The sequence below is a fragment of the Streptomyces sp. NPDC051310 genome, assembly GCF_044455245.1.
In the GTDB taxonomy this organism is placed as follows: domain Bacteria; phylum Actinomycetota; class Actinomycetes; order Streptomycetales; family Streptomycetaceae; genus Streptomyces.
This window is the reverse complement of the sequence record NZ_JBITEO010000008.1, coordinates 221,051-237,005: the sequence shown is the minus strand read 5'-3', so window position 1 is coordinate 237,005 and position 15,955 is coordinate 221,051. Positions and strand designations below refer to the sequence as shown.

General features: G+C 73.8%; 16 protein-coding genes. 10 read left to right on the top strand and 6 right to left on the bottom strand.

Annotated elements, in window-relative coordinates:
* Positions 1-171 precede the first annotated feature (171 nt).
* From galE to idi, 4 genes are all read left to right on the top strand, one after another.
* The gene (gene galE / locus ACIA79_RS14680; protein WP_399428597.1) at positions 172-1,158 is read left to right on the top strand and encodes a UDP-glucose 4-epimerase GalE; all 987 of its coding nucleotides are present in this window, start codon (positions 172-174) and stop codon (positions 1,156-1,158) included.
* A 149-nt stretch (positions 1,159-1,307) separates the two neighbouring features.
* On the top strand, positions 1,308-2,249 hold the full coding sequence (locus tag ACIA79_RS14675) for a cation diffusion facilitator family transporter (RefSeq protein WP_399428596.1): 942 nt from the start codon (positions 1,308-1,310) through the stop codon (positions 2,247-2,249).
* Positions 2,250-2,447: 198 nt separating this feature from the next.
* Complete coding sequence (locus ACIA79_RS14670; protein WP_399428595.1) at positions 2,448-3,704, top strand: bifunctional class I SAM-dependent methyltransferase/N-acetyltransferase; 1,257 nt, start codon at positions 2,448-2,450, stop codon at positions 3,702-3,704.
* 119 nt (positions 3,705-3,823) lie between these two features.
* Complete coding sequence (gene idi, locus ACIA79_RS14665; protein WP_399428594.1) at positions 3,824-4,417, top strand: isopentenyl-diphosphate Delta-isomerase; 594 nt, start codon at positions 3,824-3,826, stop codon at positions 4,415-4,417.
* A gap of 40 nt (positions 4,418-4,457) precedes the next feature.
* Here the strand turns inward: idi and ACIA79_RS14660 are convergent, their stop codons facing one another.
* Positions 4,458-4,922 (bottom strand): ATP-binding protein, encoded by a 465-nt coding sequence (locus tag ACIA79_RS14660; RefSeq protein ID WP_399428644.1) that lies wholly within the window; start codon positions 4,920-4,922, stop codon positions 4,458-4,460.
* Between the two features lie 129 nt (positions 4,923-5,051).
* A complete protein-coding gene (locus ACIA79_RS14655; protein WP_399428593.1) occupies positions 5,052-5,765 on the bottom strand; it encodes an HdeD family acid-resistance protein in 714 nt (237 codons plus the stop codon).
* An 83-nt stretch (positions 5,766-5,848) separates the two neighbouring features.
* Between ACIA79_RS14655 and ACIA79_RS14650 the strand changes: the two genes are divergently transcribed.
* Entirely contained in the window at positions 5,849-6,607 is a 759-nt protein-coding gene (locus ACIA79_RS14650) for an enoyl-CoA hydratase/isomerase family protein (protein ID WP_399428592.1), read from the top strand.
* On the opposite strand, the gene ACIA79_RS14645 is transcribed toward ACIA79_RS14650, so the two are convergent.
* Positions 6,591-7,256 carry a DJ-1/PfpI family protein gene (locus ACIA79_RS14645; protein ID WP_399428591.1) on the bottom strand — a complete coding sequence of 222 codons (666 nt, stop codon included), beginning with the start codon at positions 7,254-7,256 and terminating at the stop codon, positions 6,591-6,593. The two genes, ACIA79_RS14650 and ACIA79_RS14645, sit on opposite strands and share 17 nt — an antisense overlap.
* A 15-nt stretch (positions 7,257-7,271) precedes the next feature.
* Entirely contained in the window at positions 7,272-8,240 is a 969-nt protein-coding gene (locus ACIA79_RS14640; protein WP_399428590.1) for a GlxA family transcriptional regulator, read from the bottom strand.
* 113 nt (positions 8,241-8,353) lie between these two features.
* On the opposite strand from ACIA79_RS14640, the gene ACIA79_RS14635 reads away from it, so the two are divergent.
* The 5 genes from ACIA79_RS14635 (at position 8,354) to ACIA79_RS14615 (ending at position 12,936) form a co-directional block, all read left to right on the top strand.
* On the top strand, positions 8,354-9,220 hold the full coding sequence (locus ACIA79_RS14635) for a hypothetical protein (protein ID WP_399428589.1): 867 nt from the start codon (positions 8,354-8,356) through the stop codon (positions 9,218-9,220).
* 63 nt (positions 9,221-9,283) lie between these two features.
* Complete coding sequence (locus tag ACIA79_RS14630) at positions 9,284-9,415, top strand: LPFR motif small protein (protein WP_344362847.1); 132 nt, start codon at positions 9,284-9,286, stop codon at positions 9,413-9,415.
* Between the two features lie 252 nt (positions 9,416-9,667).
* Positions 9,668-10,063 (top strand): hypothetical protein, encoded by a 396-nt coding sequence (locus ACIA79_RS14625; RefSeq protein WP_399428588.1) that lies wholly within the window; start codon positions 9,668-9,670, stop codon positions 10,061-10,063.
* Positions 10,064-10,180: 117 nt separating this feature from the next.
* Positions 10,181-12,592: a Tex family protein gene (locus ACIA79_RS14620; protein ID WP_399428587.1), complete on the top strand. Its 2,412-nt coding sequence runs from the start codon at positions 10,181-10,183 to the stop codon at positions 12,590-12,592.
* Positions 12,593-12,756: 164 nt separating this feature from the next.
* Positions 12,757-12,936: a hypothetical protein gene (locus ACIA79_RS14615; RefSeq protein ID WP_399428586.1), complete on the top strand. Its 180-nt coding sequence runs from the start codon at positions 12,757-12,759 to the stop codon at positions 12,934-12,936.
* A 13-nt stretch (positions 12,937-12,949) separates the two neighbouring features.
* Here ACIA79_RS14615 and ACIA79_RS14610 read toward each other — a convergent pair whose 3' ends face one another.
* Both ACIA79_RS14610 and ACIA79_RS14605 read right to left on the bottom strand, forming a co-directional pair.
* Positions 12,950-14,590 carry an ABC-F family ATP-binding cassette domain-containing protein gene (locus ACIA79_RS14610; RefSeq protein ID WP_399428585.1) on the bottom strand — a complete coding sequence of 547 codons (1,641 nt, stop codon included), beginning with the start codon at positions 14,588-14,590 and terminating at the stop codon, positions 12,950-12,952.
* A 248-nt stretch (positions 14,591-14,838) separates the two neighbouring features.
* Positions 14,839-15,951, bottom strand: a complete 1,113-nt coding sequence (locus ACIA79_RS14605) for an oxidoreductase (RefSeq protein WP_399428584.1) — start codon at positions 15,949-15,951, stop codon at positions 14,839-14,841.
* Positions 15,952-15,955 lie beyond the last annotated feature (4 nt).

Genomic DNA, 15,955 nt, shown 5'->3' with positions numbered 1-15,955 from the left:
CTTGGAGCCGGACAGGGACGGGGGGCGCGACGGCACGCCGGCTGAGGCTATCGGATGAACGGAAGCCGAAGTTCACCGAGGCTTCCGGGGGGTACGGGCGGCCGAGATCATCATTGTCGATCCACACCTCGGCCCACAAACCGCCGGCCCCCAGGGCATAGGCTGACCGTCATGACTTGGCTGATCACAGGCGGAGCGGGATACATCGGCGCCCATGTGGCGCACGCCATGGCGGAGGCCGGCGAGCGCGTCGTCGTGCTCGACGAGATGTCCTCCGGCGTTCCCGGACGGCTGCCCGCCGCGATACCCGTGGTGCGCGGGTCGATCGCGGACCGTGAGCTGGTCGACCGGACGCTCGCCGAGCACGCCGTCACCGGTGTGGTGCACCTCGCGGCGAAGAAGCAGGTCGGGGAGTCGGTGGAGCGGCCGCTCCACTACTACCGGGAGAACGTGCACGGACTGACCCTGCTGCTGGAGGCCGTGGTCGCCGCCGGGGTGAAGCGGTTCCTCTTCTCCTCGTCCGCGGCGGTGTACGGCGTTCCGGACGCCGAGCTGATCGGGGAGACCGCGCCGACCGCGCCGATCAACCCCTACGGCGAGACGAAGCTCGCGGGCGAGTGGCTGGTCCGGGCGGCGGGCCGGGCCCACGGCATGGCCACGGCCTGTCTGCGCTACTTCAACGTGGCGGGGGCCGCGCGGCCGGAGCTGGCCGACACGGGCGTGTTCAACATCATCCCGATGTTCTTCGACCGGATCACCCGCGGCGAGGCCCCGCGGATCTTCGGCGCCGACTACCCGACGCCGGACGGCACCTGCGTCCGCGACTACATCCACGTCGCCGACGTCGCGGACGCGCACCTGGCCGTCGCGCGCCGGCTGGCCGGCCAGGACGGCCCCGGCGATCTGACGGTGAACATCGGCCGCGGCGAGGGCGTCTCCGTGCGGGAGCTCGCCGCGCTCGTCGCGGAGGTGACCGGCGCCACCGCCGAGCCGGTGGTCGAGGCGCGCCGGCCGGGCGACGCCGCCAAGGCGGTCGCGTCCGTCGAGCTGATCACCAAGGAGCTGGGCTGGACGGCGTCGTACGGCGTGCGCGAGATGGTCGAGTCGGCGTGGGAGGGCTGGTGCCTGCGCCACCCCGGGGCGCGCCCCGCCCGCTGACCGCCACGCCGGGCCCGGCGCTCTGACCTGCGGGCATCACCGCAGGTCAGAGCATATGACAACGGTGTTCAGTCCCGGCTTGCACATACCCCCCACCCGTAGTTCACTGGCCGCTCGGACGAGGTGTTGTCGAGCGCTGGAGGCATCGCATGGGGGCTGGGCACGACCACGGGCATACGCACGGGGGCCCGCCGCCGACGGGCACCGCGGCCGCCGCGTACAAGGGCCGGCTGCGGATCGCGCTCACGATCACGCTCTGCGTCATGGTGGCCGAGATCGTCGGCGGCGTCATGGCCGACTCCCTGGCGCTGATCGCGGACGCCACCCACATGGCGACCGACGCGGTCGGTCTGGCGATGGCCCTGATGGCGATCCACTTCGCCGGCCGCCCCGCCACCGCGAAGCGCACCTTCGGGTACGCCCGGGCCGAGATACTCGCCGCGCTGGCGAACTGCCTCCTGCTGCTCGGCGCCGGCGGCTTCCTCCTCTTCGAGGCGGTGCAGCGGTTCATCACGCCGGCCGCGACGAAGGGGGGCCTGGCGATCGCGTTCGCGCTGTTCGGCCTGGTCGCCAACATGATCTCCCTCTCCCTGCTGGTGCGGGGGCAGCGGGAGAGCCTCAATGTGCGCGGCGCCTACCTGGAGGTGCTGGCCGACGCGCTCGGCTCGGTCACGGTGCTGATCGCGGCGGGCGTCATCCTCACCACCGGCTGGCAGGCCGCCGACCCGATCGCCTCGCTGGTGATCGGCCTGATGATCGTGCCGCGTACGGTGAAGCTGCTGCGCGAGACCCTCGACGTGCTGCTGGAGGCGGCGCCCAAGGGCGTGGACATGGCGGAGGTACGGGCCCATATGCTGGCGCTGCCGGGCGTGGAGGACGTCCACGACCTGCACGCGTGGACGATCACGTCGGGGATGCCGGTCCTGTCGGCGCACGTGGTCGTCGATCCGGCCGCGCTGGACGCGGTGGGGCACGAGAAGATACTGCACGACCTCCAGCACTGCCTCGGCGACCACTTCGACGTCGAGCACTGCACCTTCCAGCTGGAGCCGAGCGGTCACGCCGAGCACGAGGCGCGGCTCTGCCACTGATAGGGTTTCCGGGTCCGTGCCTGTGAGAGGAGCTGAGGTTGATGACTGTCGCGGTGACCTTCCCGCTCGACCTCGAACATCAGCTTCGGGTGCTCGGCTGACCTGATCTCGGAAAGACCCCCGGTCCTCGCTCCCCGAGCGAGGACCGGCGGCTGCCGTACGTCGGCCGGGGCCCGCCTCACACCAAGGGTTTCCACGTTGTCCGACAACGCTCTGCACGACGCCTTCTTCTCCCTGCACCACGGTCTGCCGCGGCAGGGTCCCGGTTCCGACGGCACCACCCGCCGGCTGCTCGCCCTCGCCGCTGCCGCCGGTACGCTGCCGGCGCGTCCGCGCGTGCTCGACCTCGGCTGCGGTCCCGGCCGGGCCGCCCTGCTGCTGGCCGCCGAGGCCGGTGCGCGAGTGACGGCCGTCGACCTGCACGAACCGTTCCTGGCCGAGTTGCGGCGAGCGGCCGCCGACCGCGGGCTCGCAGAGTCCGTCCGCACGGTCGCGGCCGACATGGCCGAGCTGCCGTACCCCGACGGGTCCTTCGATCTCGTCTGGGCGGAGAGCTCGGCGTACGCGATCGGCTTCGACCGCGCGCTGCGCTCCTGGCGGCGGCTGCTCGCCCCGGGCGGCGCGCTCGTCGTCACCGAGTGCGAGTGGACGGCCGACGAGCCGTCCGCCGCGGCGCGGGCGTTCTGGGACGCCCACTACCCGCTGCGTACCGGCGCCGCGAACACCGCGGCGGCGGTCGAGGCCGGTTACCACGTCCTCGGCACGTACCTGCAGCCCGAGAGCGACTGGGAGGAGTACTACGGGCCGCTCGGCGCCCGCGCCGATGCCGCCGATCCGTCGGCGCCGGGCATGGCCGAGGCCCTCGCCGCCACCCGCGCGGAGATCGCCCTGCGCCGCGAGCACGGCACCGAGTACGGCTACCGGGGCTACGCCCTGCGGCCCGCCGACGCCCGCTGGCGCACGCGGCCGGAGACGGACGCCGACCGGGCCGCCGTACGGGCGGTCACGGCGGCGGCCTTCACCACCGGGGCGGAGGCCGATCTGGTCGACGCGCTGCGCGAGGACCGGGCCGCATGGCTGCCGGGCCTGTCGTACGTCGCCCAGGCGCCGGACGGCACGGTGGCGGCGCACGCCCTGGTCACCCGCTGCCGGGTCGGCGGCGCTCCGGCTGCGGCGCTCGCGCCGGTCTCGGTGGCGCCCGCGTACCAGCGGCAGGGCGCGGGGCAGGCGGTGGTGCGGGCGGTACTGGACGCGGCCCGGCTGGGCGGGGAGCGGCTGGTGCTGGTTCTCGGCCATCCGGAGTACTACCCGCGCTTCGGATTCGTCCCGGCTTCCCGGTACGGGATCGAGGCGCCCTTCGAGGTGCCGGACGAGGCGATGATGGCCCTGGTCATGGACTCTTCGGGACCCGTTCCGCGGGGCAGGATCCACTATCCGCCGGCGTTCGGCGTCTGACCTCCCGTCACTCCGGTGGCTCAGACCTCACGGGCGCGGGCCGACGTGTGCCGACAAGCGGCTTTTGTGCGGCAGACTGAGACTGCCCACAGGGCCGGGAACCGAAGCGAAGGATGGTCATGCCGATCACACCAGCCACCGCGGCGAACAACTCGTCGAACGGAGTCAAGCCATCGATCATGCTCGAACTGGTCGACGAGAACGGCACCACCATCGGCACCGCGGAGAAGCTCGCCGCCCACCAGGCACCCGGGCAGCTCCACCGGGCCTTTTCGGTGTTCCTCTTCGACGAGGCGGGCCGGCTGCTGCTGCAGCGGCGGGCGCTGGGGAAGTACCACTCCCCCGGTGTGTGGTCGAACACGTGCTGCGGGCACCCCTATCCGGGTGAGGCGCCGTTCGCGGCGGCGTCCCGGCGGGTGCACGAGGAGCTGGGTGTGTCGCCGTCGCTGCTCGCCGAGGCGGGCACGGTCCGCTACAACCACCCGGACCCGGCGTCGGGCCTGGTGGAGCAGGAGTACAACCACCTCTTCGTCGGGATGGTGCAGGCTCCGCTGCGGCCCGATCCGCAGGAGGTGGAGGAGACGGCGTTCGTGACGGCGCAGGAGCTGGACGACCGGCACGCGTCGGCGCCGTTCTCGGCCTGGTTCATGACGGTGCTGGACGCGGCGCGTCCGGCGATCAAGGAACTGACCGGGGAGAGCGGCGGCTGGTGAGCCGTGCGCCAGGCCGTGCCCTGGGCTCCGGTGACGGGGTTCAGGGCTCGGCCGGGCCCGGTCTGAGCGGCAACGCCGCCCAGACGATCTTGCCGCCGCTCGCCGTGTGCTCGACGTCGCACACACCGCCGGCCTCGCGCGTGATCTCCCGGACCAGCAGCAGTCCGCGCCCGCCCGTGCGGGCGGCGTCCGACTCCAGCGCCTTGGGGCGGTAGGGGTGGTTGTCCTCGACGGACACCCGGATCCACTCGGTGCCGATCCCCACCTCGACCGCGACCTCGGGTGACAGCAGCGCCGCGTGCCGCACGGCGTTGGTCACCAGCTCGGAGACGATCAGCAGCAGTCCCTGTACGACGTCGTCGTGGACGGGGACGCCTTGACGTTTCAGCAGATCCCTGACGGCGTGCCGGGCCTGGGGTACGGAGAGGTCGACGGCGGGAGCGGTGAAGCGCCAGACCCCTTCGTACGTCGGTGGCCGTGCCGGGGTCTCCCCACGGCTCTCGATGGTCCGGCTCTCACCCTCGTGCTCGATTGTCGCCACGCATCGAGTGTTGGGAGTGCGTCGCGTCCGACCTGCCTGTTGACCAGAAGTCAACGAGTATCGGCGGATTCTGACCAGGTGGGTATGCCGGAGTCAGGTGTTCGATCGCTCGGGATTGTCTTCTGACATCTTTGTCGACACCAGGGAAACGATCCTGCGGCCGCCGACCCCGATCGCGACCAGGCCCAGCCCGTCGAACAGCAGCGCCAGCGAGAAGAACGTCCCGAGGACGTACAGGCTGCTGTCCGGCCAGTCGAACAGCACCAGCAGCCCCAGCAGGACACCGAAGGCGCCCTGCAGCAAGGTCCAGCCGAACTGCGGGCCGCGCACCACCACACTGCCCACCAGCCGGAACACCCCGCCGGTCAGGAAGAGCAGCGCGGCGAACATGGTGAACGCCTCCGCCGACTCGGCCGGGTGCCGCACGACGACGAACCCGGCGGCGATGTTCAGCGCCGCGACCACCACGGCGAGCCAGAAGTAGCCCTCGCGGCGCGACTGCACCGCGTGGACGAGACCGACCGCACCGCCGATCAGCAGCAGCCAGCCGAAGAGCAGCATCGACGTGAGGGTGGCGACGGCGGTGTGGACGAGTCCGACCGCACCGCCGATCACCAGGACCACGCCGAGCAGCACCAGCACACCGAAGCTGCGGCTGAGCCGCCTCCCCTCCCGCCGCACCGCGTCGGGCCCGGGTTCCCCCTCCCGGACCCGGCCGGGGGACGGGCCGGGTCCGGGAGAGGGGATGGGATCCGGAGCGGGATCGGGGGTGGGAGTGGGGTCGGGCGGCGGAGTCGTACCGGCCATCGCGCGCCTCCTTGCCTGTCGCTCGTCCGGACGGCGCCCCCTTCTTGATCGTACGATCGGGCCCGCCGGATAGCATCCGGCGCATGGAGCGCACGGAGCAGCAGCCGCAGCTGGAGCACAGCGTCACGGACGGCGTCGCCACGGTCGTCATCAGCAACCCCGCCAAGCGCAACGCGATGACGGCCGCCATGTGGCGGGCCCTGCCCGGCCTCCTCGCGGAGCTGGCCGCCGACCGCGACGTCCGGGTGCTGGTGCTCACCGGCGCGGGCACCACCTTCTGCGCCGGCGCGGACATCGCCTCGCTGCGCGAACCGGGCGACGAGCAGCAGGCCCTCGCGGTGCGTGCCGAGGAGGCGCTCGCCGCCTTCCCCAAGCCGGCGCTCGCCGCCGTGCGCGGCTACTGCGTGGGCGGCGGCAGCCAGCTCGCGGCCGCCTGCGACCTGCGCTTCGCCGAGGAGGGCGCGCTGTTCGGCGTGACCCCGGCGAAGCTCGGCATCGTCTACCCGGCGTCCTCCACCCGGCGGCTGGTCTCCCTGGTGGGTCCGTCGGCCGCCAAGTACCTGCTCTTCTCCGGCGAGTTGATCGACACCGACCGGGCGCTGCGCACCGGTCTGGTGGACGAGGTGCTGCCGGCCGGGCAACTCGGCAAGCGGGTGGCGGAGTTCACCAGGATCCTCGCCTCCCGCTCCCAGCTGACCCAGGCGGCGGCGAAGGAGTTCGCGGCCGGGCGCACCGACCGGGACGCCCACTGGGCGGACCAGGCCCGCGGCAGCGACGACACCGCCGAGGGCATCGCCGCCTTCCTGGAGCGGCGGGCGCCGCGGTTCACGTACGGGGTGTGAGGCGGCGCCCGCGGGGCTCCGGGGCCTGTGCGGTCCGGTCGCGCCAGAAGGCGACGATGTCCGCCGGGGCCTTGGCCGGGGAGCCCGCGTCGTAGGGGGGCCGGGGGTCGTACTCGGTGATGAGCTGGACGACCTGGGCGTGCCGGTCGCCCGCGATCCGGCCCAGCAGGTACAGGCCCATGTCGATGCCTGCGGAGACACCGGCGGCCGTGACGTACTTGCCCTCGGGGACGACCCGCTCCTCCGTCGGCTCGGCCCCGTACGCCTTCAGCTCGTCCAGCGCGAGCCAGTGGGTGGTCGCGCGGCGGCCTTGGAGGAGGCCGGCGGCGCCGAGAATCAGCGAGCCGGTGCACACGGAGGTGGTCCAGGTGCTGGTCGCGTCGGCGGTGCGGAGCCAGTCGAGGGTCTCCTGGTCGCGGAGGACGGGTCCCCAGTCGCCGGTGCCCGGGACGAGGACGATGTCCGGGCGGGTGACCTCCGCGAGGGAGCGGTCGGCGACGAGGGCCAGGTTGCCCTGGTCGTTGCGGACCGGGCCGGCCTCCTTGGCGACGAGGACGGTCTCGGCGCCGGGCAGGTGGCTGATCATCTCGAAGGGGCCGATGGCGTCGAGCGCGGTGAAGCCGTCGTAGAGGAGGATGGCGATCTGCATGCGGAGGCTGTCCTTTCAACGGGTGGGCAAGGGAGCGTGGAAGCGCCGCCGGTACTCGGCCGGCGGGGTGCCCAGCGCCTTGACGAAGGCGCGGCGCATGGCCTCCGGCGTTCCGTAGCCGGAGGCGCGCGCCACTTCCTGGACGCCGTCGGCGGTCTCCTCCAGGAGGCGGCGGGCGTGTTCGAGACGGACGCGGTCGACGTACCGGCCGGGTGTCGTGCCGGTCTCCGCGTGGAAGGCGCGGGCGAAGTGCCGCGGTGAGAGGCGGGCCCGGGAGGCCAGGGCCTCCACCGAGAGGTCGGCGGCCGGGTGCTCGGTGATGAACTGCTGCAGGTCGCGCAGGGGTTGGCGGCGGGCGGTCTGCGCGGCGAGCTGGGCGCTGAACTGCGCCTGGTTGCCGGGGCGGCGCAGGAAGACGACGAGGTGGCGGGCGACGGTGAGCGCCGCTTCGCGGCCGAGGTCCTCCTCGACGAGGGCCAGGGCGAGGTCGATGCCCGCGGTGACACCGGCGGAGGTCGCCAGCTTCCCGTCCCGGACGAAGATCGGGTCGGGGTCGACCCGGACCTCGGGGTGGTCGCGGGCGAGGCGGCCGCAGAAGGCCCAGTGCGTGGTGGCGCGGTGTCCGTCGAGGAGGCCGGCCCCGGCGAGCAGCAGCGCGCCGGTGCAGACGGAGACCAGGCGCTCGGCGCGCGGGGCGTGCACGCGCAGCCAGTCGACCAGCCGCGGGTCGGGGCTGAGCGAGCCCTCGCCGCCGGGCACCAGCAGGGTGTGCGGTGCTTCGGCGTCGGCGAGGGAGGTGTCGGCGACCAGGCGCAGGCCGCTCTGGGTACGCACGGGCTCACCGTCGAGCGAGGCGGTGCGCAGGGGGTAGGCGCCGCCGGCGGGCCCGAAGTGGGCCGCTCCGGCGAACACCTCGACCGGTCCGGTGACGTCCAGGCTCTGCACGCCGTCGAAGAGGACGACGAGCACGGGGCGCTTGGTCATGCGTCCCATCCTTCGGGGCCGGGCGGTACGGCCGCAAGGACGAGGACCCCACCTTTCCTGCCATCGGCTTCCCGGCCGTGACCCACGTACCAACCAGTCGGTAACCTGGCGCCATGACGACGACTCTGCCGCCGCGCGCCGGGCGCCGGTGCCACAACGCCCTGAACCCGCTCCACTCGACGGTCTACTTCTCCCCCGACTTTGCCGAGGAGCTCGCCGGGCTCGGCATCGAGGACTCCCGCGCCGCGTACTTCGCCGGCCGGGCCGCCGCCATGGGAGCCGTGGGCCCCGGCACCGTCGCAGCCACCTTCTACAACTTCAGCCACGAGCTGATCGCCCAGCACCTCCCGGCCGTCTGGGACGTCGCCCCGCCCGCGGCCGTGCTCGCCGCGCGGCTGCGGGCCGCCGACGCCACCCTGCGCCGGCTGCTCGGGGACGACGTGATCGCCTCGGAGGCGATGGCCGAGGCGGCCGGGCTCGCGCTGCGCGCCGCGGAAGGCTGTACCCGGCACGCCCGGCCGCTGTACGCGGCGCACGCCGACCTGCCCGTGCCCGAGGAGCCGCACCTCGCCTACTGGCACGCGGCGACGCTGCTGCGCGAGCACCGCGGGGACGCCCATCTCGCCGTCCTGCTCTCCGCCGGGCTCGACCCGCTGGAGGCGCTGGTCAGCCACACGGCGACCGGCAAGGGCATGGCGCCCCGCTGGATCCTCGCCACCCGAGGCTGGCGACGCGCCGAGTGGGACGCGGCGGCCGGGCGGCTGCGCGAGCGCGGGCTGCTGGACGAGCAGGGCGAACTGACCGAAGCGGGCAGCGCGCTGCGCGCGGAGCTGGAGGACCACACCGACCGCCTGGACGCGGCTCCGTACGAGCACCTCGGCGCGGCGGGCGTAGAGCGGCTGACGGAGCTGGGGCGGGGCTTCCTGGGCGCCGCCGCGGCGGCGGGCGCGTTCCCGCAGGACCTGGTCGGCAAGGGCTGACGTTTCGGCGGACACCCGGCGGCAACCCGCACGAGGCAACCCGAGAGCACACGGAGGTGCCCCTTGCGTACGATCGCCGACTTCTTCCGCATGATCGGCTCCGCGGTCGCCACGGTGGTGACCCTGCCCTTCCGGCTGCTGGCCCGGCTCTTCGGTGGGGCGTCGCACGGCGGCGGCAGGGCGCGCCGGGCCTGAGACCGCACCCGGTACGGACCGGCGCGCGCCACGGCCCCGGCGCGTTCACGAACCGCCGCCCCGCGTCCCGGGGCGGCGTTCGTGTGCGCCGCCCGCCCCGGAAGGCCCCACCGTCCGCCCTCCGTTCCGCCGGCCCCGCCGTTCCCCGTTCCCCCGGGGCCGGTTGCTCCCCGGAACGGCCTGAGGCCACGTCCCGCAGCACCCGCTCACGCGTGATCAACGGCGGGCGGGCGCTTGCTGCCTTCCTCCGTCATGCGATCACATGAGTACGACCGGGACTTCCGCGACCGGGCCGCGCGGACACGGGGCTGGGGGGCGGCGCTGCTGGCGGTGGCGGCCCTGCTGTGGACGTGGTGCGCCCTGCTGCTGATCACCCCGTACGAGGTGGACGACAGGCCGGGTGATCGCCATCCCGAGGAGTGCGAGGCGCGCCTGTTCACCGATGCGGGGACGGCCAACGACGGTGTGTGGCGCGGCGACCGGTGCGCGGACGAGCGGGACTGGCCCGAGGCACTGGCCGTGCTGGGGCTCTCGGTGCCCCTCGCCGTCGCCGGATCGGTCCTCCTCACCGTGGGCGCCGTCAGCCTGCGGATGAGCGCCCACGCCGAGGCGATGCGGGTGCTCGACGACCTCTCCGACCGGCCGTAGACCGCCGCGCCGGCGGGAACGCGCCGCGCCCCGGCGCCGGGGCGCGCGACACGTCGCACGGTGACCCGGCAGAATGCAACGGCAAGCTGGAGGCACGAGAAGGCGAGTCGGGACACCGTGACGACGTCCATCGAAGGCAGGATCGCCGAGGAGCTCGGCGTACGGGAGCGGCAGGTGAGGGCGGCCGTCGAGCTGCTCGACGGCGGGTCGACCGTGCCGTTCATCGCGCGCTACCGCAAGGAAGCGACCGAGATGCTCGACGACGCGCAGCTGCGCACGCTCGAGGAGCGGCTGCGCTACCTGCGGGAGCTGGAGGAGCGGCGGAGCGCGATCCTCGACTCCGTACGCGAGCAGGGCAAGCTCACCGAGGAGCTGCGGGAGCGGATCCTCGCGGCCGACACAAAGGCGCGGCTGGAGGACATCTACCTGCCGTTCAAGCCGAAGCGGCGCACCAAGGCGCAGATCGCCCGGGAGGCCGGGCTGGAGCCGCTGGCGGACGGACTGCTCGGCGATCCGTCGGTGGAGCCGCTCGCCGCGGCCGCCGCGTTCGTCGACGCCGGCAAGGGCGTCGCGGACCCGGCCGCCGCCCTGGAGGGCGCGCGCGCCATCCTGACCGAGCGGTTCGCGGAGGACGCCGACCTGATCGGCGAACTGCGCGAGCGGATGTGGACGCGCGGGCGGCTCGTGTCGAAGGTCCGGGAGGGCAAGGGCGACGCCGCGGAGGGGCCGGGCGCCAAGTTCGCCGACTACTTCGACTTCGCCGAGCCCTTCACCGCGCTGCCCTCCCACCGCGTGCTGGCGATGCTGCGCGGTGAGAAGGAGGAGGTCCTCGACCTGGTGCTGGAGCCGGAGGAACCGGTGGAGGGGCCTTCGTCGTACGAAGGGATCATCGCCTCCCGGTTCGGGATCTCCCAGCAGGGCCGGCCGGGCGACAAGTGGCTCGGCGATACCGTCCGCTGGGCGTGGCGGACCCGGATCCTCGTGCACCTCGGGATCGACCTGCGACTGCGGCTGCGCACGGCGGCCGAGGACGAAGCGGTGCGGGTCTTCGCCGCGAACCTGCGCGACCTGCTGCTCGCGGCCCCGGCCGGGACGCGGGCGACGCTCGGGCTCGACCCGGGTTTCCGTACGGGTGTGAAGGTCGCCGTCGTGGACGCGACCGGCAAGGTCGTCGCCACCGACACCATCTACCCGCACGTACCGGCCAACAAGTGGGACCAGTCGCTGGCGACCCTGGCGCGGCTCGCGAAGGAGCACGCGGTCGAGCTGGTCGCCATCGGCAACGGCACCGCGTCGCGCGAGACCGACAAGCTGGCGGCCGACCTGATCGCCAGGCACCCGGAGCTGAAGCTCACCAAGGTGATGGTGTCGGAGGCGGGCGCCTCGGTCTACTCGGCGTCCGCGTTCGCCTCGCAGGAACTGCCGGACCTCGACGTGTCGCTGCGCGGCGCCGTGTCGATCGCGCGGCGGCTGCAGGACCCGCTCGCCGAGCTGGTGAAGATCGACCCGAAGTCGATCGGGGTCGGACAGTACCAGCACGACCTGTCCGAGGTGAAGCTGTCCCGGTCGCTCGACGCGGTGGTCGAGGACTGTGTGAACGGTGTCGGCGTCGACGTCAACACCGCCTCGGCGCCGCTGCTTTCGCGGGTGTCCGGGATCGGGGCGGGCCTGGCGGAGAACATCGTGGCCCACCGGGACGCCAACGGCCCCTTCCGCTCCCGCAAGGCTCTCAAGGACGTCCCGCGGCTCGGCCCCAAGGCTTACGAGCAGTGCGCGGGCTTCCTGCGGATCCGCGGCGGCGACGACCCGCTGGACGCGTCCAGCGTGCACCCGGAGGCGTACCCGGTGGTGCGGCGGATGGTGAAGACCACGGGCGGCGAGGTCGCGTCGCTGATCGGCAACACCTCGGTGCTGCGGTCGCTGCGGCCGGACGACTTCGTCGACGAGACGTTCGGTCTGCCGACCGTCACGGACATCCTGCGCGAACTGGAGAAGCCGGGGCGCGACCCGCGGCCCGCGTTCCGCACGGCCACCTTCAAGGAGGGCGTCGAGAAGATCGGCGACCTGGAGTCCGGGATGGTGCTGGAGGGCGTCGTCACGAACGTGGCCGCGTTCGGTGCCTTCGTGGACGTCGGTGTGCACCAGGACGGGCTCGTCCACGTGTCGGCCATGTCCCGGAACTTCGTCAAGGACCCGCGCGAGGTGGTGAAGCCGGGTGACGTGGTGAAGGTGAAGGTGCTGGACGTCGACATCCCGCGCAAGCGGATCTCGCTGACGCTGCGCCTGGACGACGGGACCACCGCCTCCGACGGCGCTCCGGCGCCGAAGCGGGAGCGGGAGCGGGGCGGCCGGCCCCCGCAGCAGCGCAAGGGCGGCGGGGGCAGCGGCCGGGGCGGGGCCGGCGGCGGCAAGGGCGGGGCCGGCGGGCGTGCGTCCCAGGCCCCGGCGCCCGCCAACAGCGCCATGGCGGACGCCCTGCGCAAGGCGGGGCTGCTCGGCGGCGGAGGCGGCGGCAAGGGCCGCCGCTGACCTCCCCGGCCCGCCCGTCGGGGGCGTGCCGTCCCGGCCGACTGTGACCGTGGGGCGGGCAGGTGTTCCTGCCCGCCCCTCGACGTGCGGGCGGCGGCGGGCTGTGTGACCCTGACCGCGTCACGAGGTCGTCCGACGACCACAGGCGCCCGACGGAGGCGGTCATGAACCAGTTCGGAGACAAGCCCGAGGAAGTCCGCAAGCACCTGGAGGAGGAGAAGCGGGAGGCGCGGCACAAGGAGCGCAGGCCCGCGGAGGCGGACCGGCCGGACCGCGCCGGGCGCCCACGCCCCGGCGAGGACGCGTACGAGGACACCTACGAGGAGCCCGAGGACCGCCCGTAGGGGCGGCGGCGCGTCAGAGTTCGGTGACCTTGCCGTCCGCCACCTCGACCCGGCGGGTCGTACGGACCGCGTCGAGCATGCGGCGGTCGTGGGTGACCAGCAGCAGCGTGCCGGTGTACGTGTCGAGGGCCGTCTCCAGCTGCTCGATGGCCGGCAGGTCGAGGTGGTTGGTCGGCTCGTCCAGCACCAGCAGGTTCACGCCCCTGCCCTGGAGCAGGGCGAGCGCGGCGCGGGTGCGTTCGCCCGGTGACAGGGAGGCCGCGGGGCGCAGCACGTGCTGGGCCTTGAGGCCGAACTTCGCCAGCAGGGTGCGCACGTCGGCCGGTTCGGTGTCGGGGACGGCCGCGCAGAACGCGTCCAGCAGGGACTGCGTGCCGTGGAAGAGGCGGCGCGCCTGGTCGACCTCCCCCACGACGACCCCGGACCCGAGGGCGGAGTGCCCCGCGTCCAGCGGGAGCCGTCCGAGGAGCGCGGCGAGCAGGGTGGACTTGCCGGCGCCGTTGGCCCCCGTGATCGCGACCCGGTCGGCCCAGTCGACCTGGAGCGTGGCCGGGCCGAAGCGGAAGCCGCCGCGCCGCACCTCCGCGTCCCGCAGGGTCGCCACGACCGCGCCGGAGCGCGGGGCGGTGGCGATCTCCATCCGCAGCTCCCACTCCTTGCGTGGCTCCTCGACCACGTCGAGGCGCTCGATCATGCGCTGCGTCTGGCGGGCCTTGGCGGCCTGCTTCTCGCTGGCCTCGCTGCGGAACTTGCGGCCGATCTTGTCGTTGTCGCCGCCCGCCTTGCGGCGCGCGTTCTTGACGCCCTTGTCCATCCAGGAGCGCTGCATCTGTGCGCGGTCCTCGAGGGCGGCCTTCTTGTCGGCGTACTCGTCGTAGTCCTCGCGGGCGTGGCGGCGGGAGGTCTCGCGCTCCTCCAGGTATGCCTCGTAGCCGCCGCCGTAGAGGGTGATCCGCTGCTGGGCGAGGTCCAGTTCGAGGACCTTGGTGACGGTGCGGGCGAGGAACTCGCGGTCGTGGCTGATGACGACGGTCCCGGCGCGCAGACCGGTGACGAAGCGCTCCAGGCGCTCCAGGCCGTCCAGGTCGAGGTCGTTGGTCGGCTCGTCGAGCAGGAACACGTCGTAGCGGGACAGCAGGAGCGAGGCGAGACCGGCGCGGGCGGCCTGGCCGCCGGAGAGCGCGGTCATCGGCCGGTCGAGGCCGACGGTCAGGCCGAGTGAGCCGGCGACCTCCTCGGCGCGCTCGTCGAGGTCCGCGCCACCGAGGCCGAGCCAGCGTTCCAGAGCCGTGGCGTACGCGTCGTCGGCGCCCGGGGCACCGTCGACGAGAGCCTGGGTGGCCTCGTCCATCGCGGTTTGCGCGGCGGCGACGCCGGTACGGCGGGCGAGGAAGTCGCGTACGGTCTCGCCCTCGCGCCGCTCCGGCTCCTGCGGGAGGTGGCCGACCGTGGCGGTGGGCGGCGACAGGCGCAGCTGCCCCTGCTCGGGCGTGTCGAGCCCGGCGAGGAGCCGCAGCAGGGTCGACTTGCCGGCGCCGTTGGCGCCCACGAGGCCGATCACGTCGCCGGGAGCGACGACGAGGTCCAGGCCGGAGAAGAGGGAGCGTTCGCCGTGGCCGGCGGCGAGGTCCTTGGCGACGAGGGTGGCAGTCATCAGGTGGTCGATCCTAAGGGGTGCCTGGTGGAGCGTGCCGGGCTCGGCCCGCTCCGCGGGACCCGTCCCGAGGGGTGCCGGCCATGCAGCGCCGTCCGCCCGCCCGGTGAGGGGCCCCGCGGCCGCCCGGCCTTGGACCCGTACCCGGACCCGGACCCGGACCCGGACCCGGCGGGAGCGTGCGGGCTCGGTGGCCGGCGGGGCGTGCGGGCTCGGTGCTCCGCGGCGACGGCGTCCGCGCGAGGACCTCAGGCCGTCGCCGGTGCGACCAGCACGCTGTCCATGGTGCGCGCGACCAGGTACGACCTGCCCCTGATGGCCCGCGCACCCAGCGGGATGCGGTGGCTGCCCGGTTCCAGGACGCCGTCGAAGAGCTCGTGGGTGCGCGTGCGGTGGAGCCGGTCGAGGCGGTACGCGACGAGCTCGACCCGGCAGGCGGAGGTGACCTCCACGACCGCCTCGCCGTCGGCCGCGGCCAGGCCGGTCAGGCGTCGCCTCGGTAAGGGGGTGCGGTCCAGGGCGTGCTCGATCTGCGCGACGAGCAGCGGGACGACGGGGGCCAGCCCCTCGACGTACGCGATGTCCGCGCCCGCCCGGCGGAAGGCGTCCCGCACGGCGGCGCGCCGCTCCTCGCCGACCGCCCGGCCGAACGCCACCACGTCGTAGGCGCGCAGTTCCCCGGGCGGCACGTCCGTGGCGTCCTCCGCGATGTCGGCGCCGACACCGATGCCGCGCAGGGCGGCGGCGAGGCGGGCGAGGACCGCGACGCGCGCCCCGATCAGCAGGGCGCGGCGGCGCACCGGGGCGGCGGTCCCGTCGGCGCAGCCGGGAAAGCCCCGGTACGCCGGGTCGCCGGAGTCGCCCTGCCTGCGGGGACCATCGGTCAGGAGCCGCTCCAGCTCGGTGCGGTACTCCTCGCCGCGGAAGCGGAAGGGGCCGATGCCGTGGTAGCCGTCGCGTTCCAGGTCGGCCGTCTCGTCGGTCTGCCAGGCGAAGTCGCGCCACACGACGTCATCGCCGTCCCGCTCGATCACGGCGGTGACGGCGCCGCAGCCGAGGTCCGCGCACTCGGGGCATCCGTAGATGACGTACCGCCCCTCGGGAAGGGGAGCATCCGCCTCCAGGAGCAGCCGGCGCACGTGGCCGGTGAAGATGGCGGGCGGTACGTCGGAGGCGAGCGGGGACACGGCGTCGAGGTCGGAGAGCCGGTGGAGCAGCGGGTGCCCGTCGACGATGAAGTCCATGAAGTCGCGGTGCACGCGGTAGCCACCGCCGGCCATGACGGCACCGGCCCGGATCGCCGGGGCCAGGGCGAAGGAGGCGTGGGCAGGCGTGAGCTCGTGCTCGTGCGCGGCAGGCATGCCG

Coding starts and splice junctions, on each gene's coding strand:
- ACIA79_RS14645 (WP_399428591.1), bottom strand. CDS start 7,256: ATGCAGATCGCCATCCTCCTCTACGACGGCTTCACCGCGCTCGACGCC.
- ACIA79_RS14675 (WP_399428596.1), top strand. CDS start 1,308: ATGGGGGCTGGGCACGACCACGGGCATACGCACGGGGGCCCGCCGCCG.
- ACIA79_RS14605 (WP_399428584.1), bottom strand. CDS start 15,951: ATGCCTGCCGCGCACGAGCACGAGCTCACGCCTGCCCACGCCTCCTTC.
- ACIA79_RS14615 (WP_399428586.1), top strand. CDS start 12,757: ATGAACCAGTTCGGAGACAAGCCCGAGGAAGTCCGCAAGCACCTGGAG.
- ACIA79_RS14650 (WP_399428592.1), top strand. CDS start 5,849: ATGGAGCGCACGGAGCAGCAGCCGCAGCTGGAGCACAGCGTCACGGAC.
- ACIA79_RS14635 (WP_399428589.1), top strand. CDS start 8,354: ATGACGACGACTCTGCCGCCGCGCGCCGGGCGCCGGTGCCACAACGCC.
- ACIA79_RS14625 (WP_399428588.1), top strand. CDS start 9,668: ATGCGATCACATGAGTACGACCGGGACTTCCGCGACCGGGCCGCGCGG.
- ACIA79_RS14610 (WP_399428585.1), bottom strand. CDS start 14,590: ATGACTGCCACCCTCGTCGCCAAGGACCTCGCCGCCGGCCACGGCGAA.
- galE (WP_399428597.1), top strand. CDS start 172: ATGACTTGGCTGATCACAGGCGGAGCGGGATACATCGGCGCCCATGTG.
- ACIA79_RS14640 (WP_399428590.1), bottom strand. CDS start 8,240: ATGACCAAGCGCCCCGTGCTCGTCGTCCTCTTCGACGGCGTGCAGAGC.
- idi (WP_399428594.1), top strand. CDS start 3,824: ATGCCGATCACACCAGCCACCGCGGCGAACAACTCGTCGAACGGAGTC.
- ACIA79_RS14655 (WP_399428593.1), bottom strand. CDS start 5,765: ATGGCCGGTACGACTCCGCCGCCCGACCCCACTCCCACCCCCGATCCC.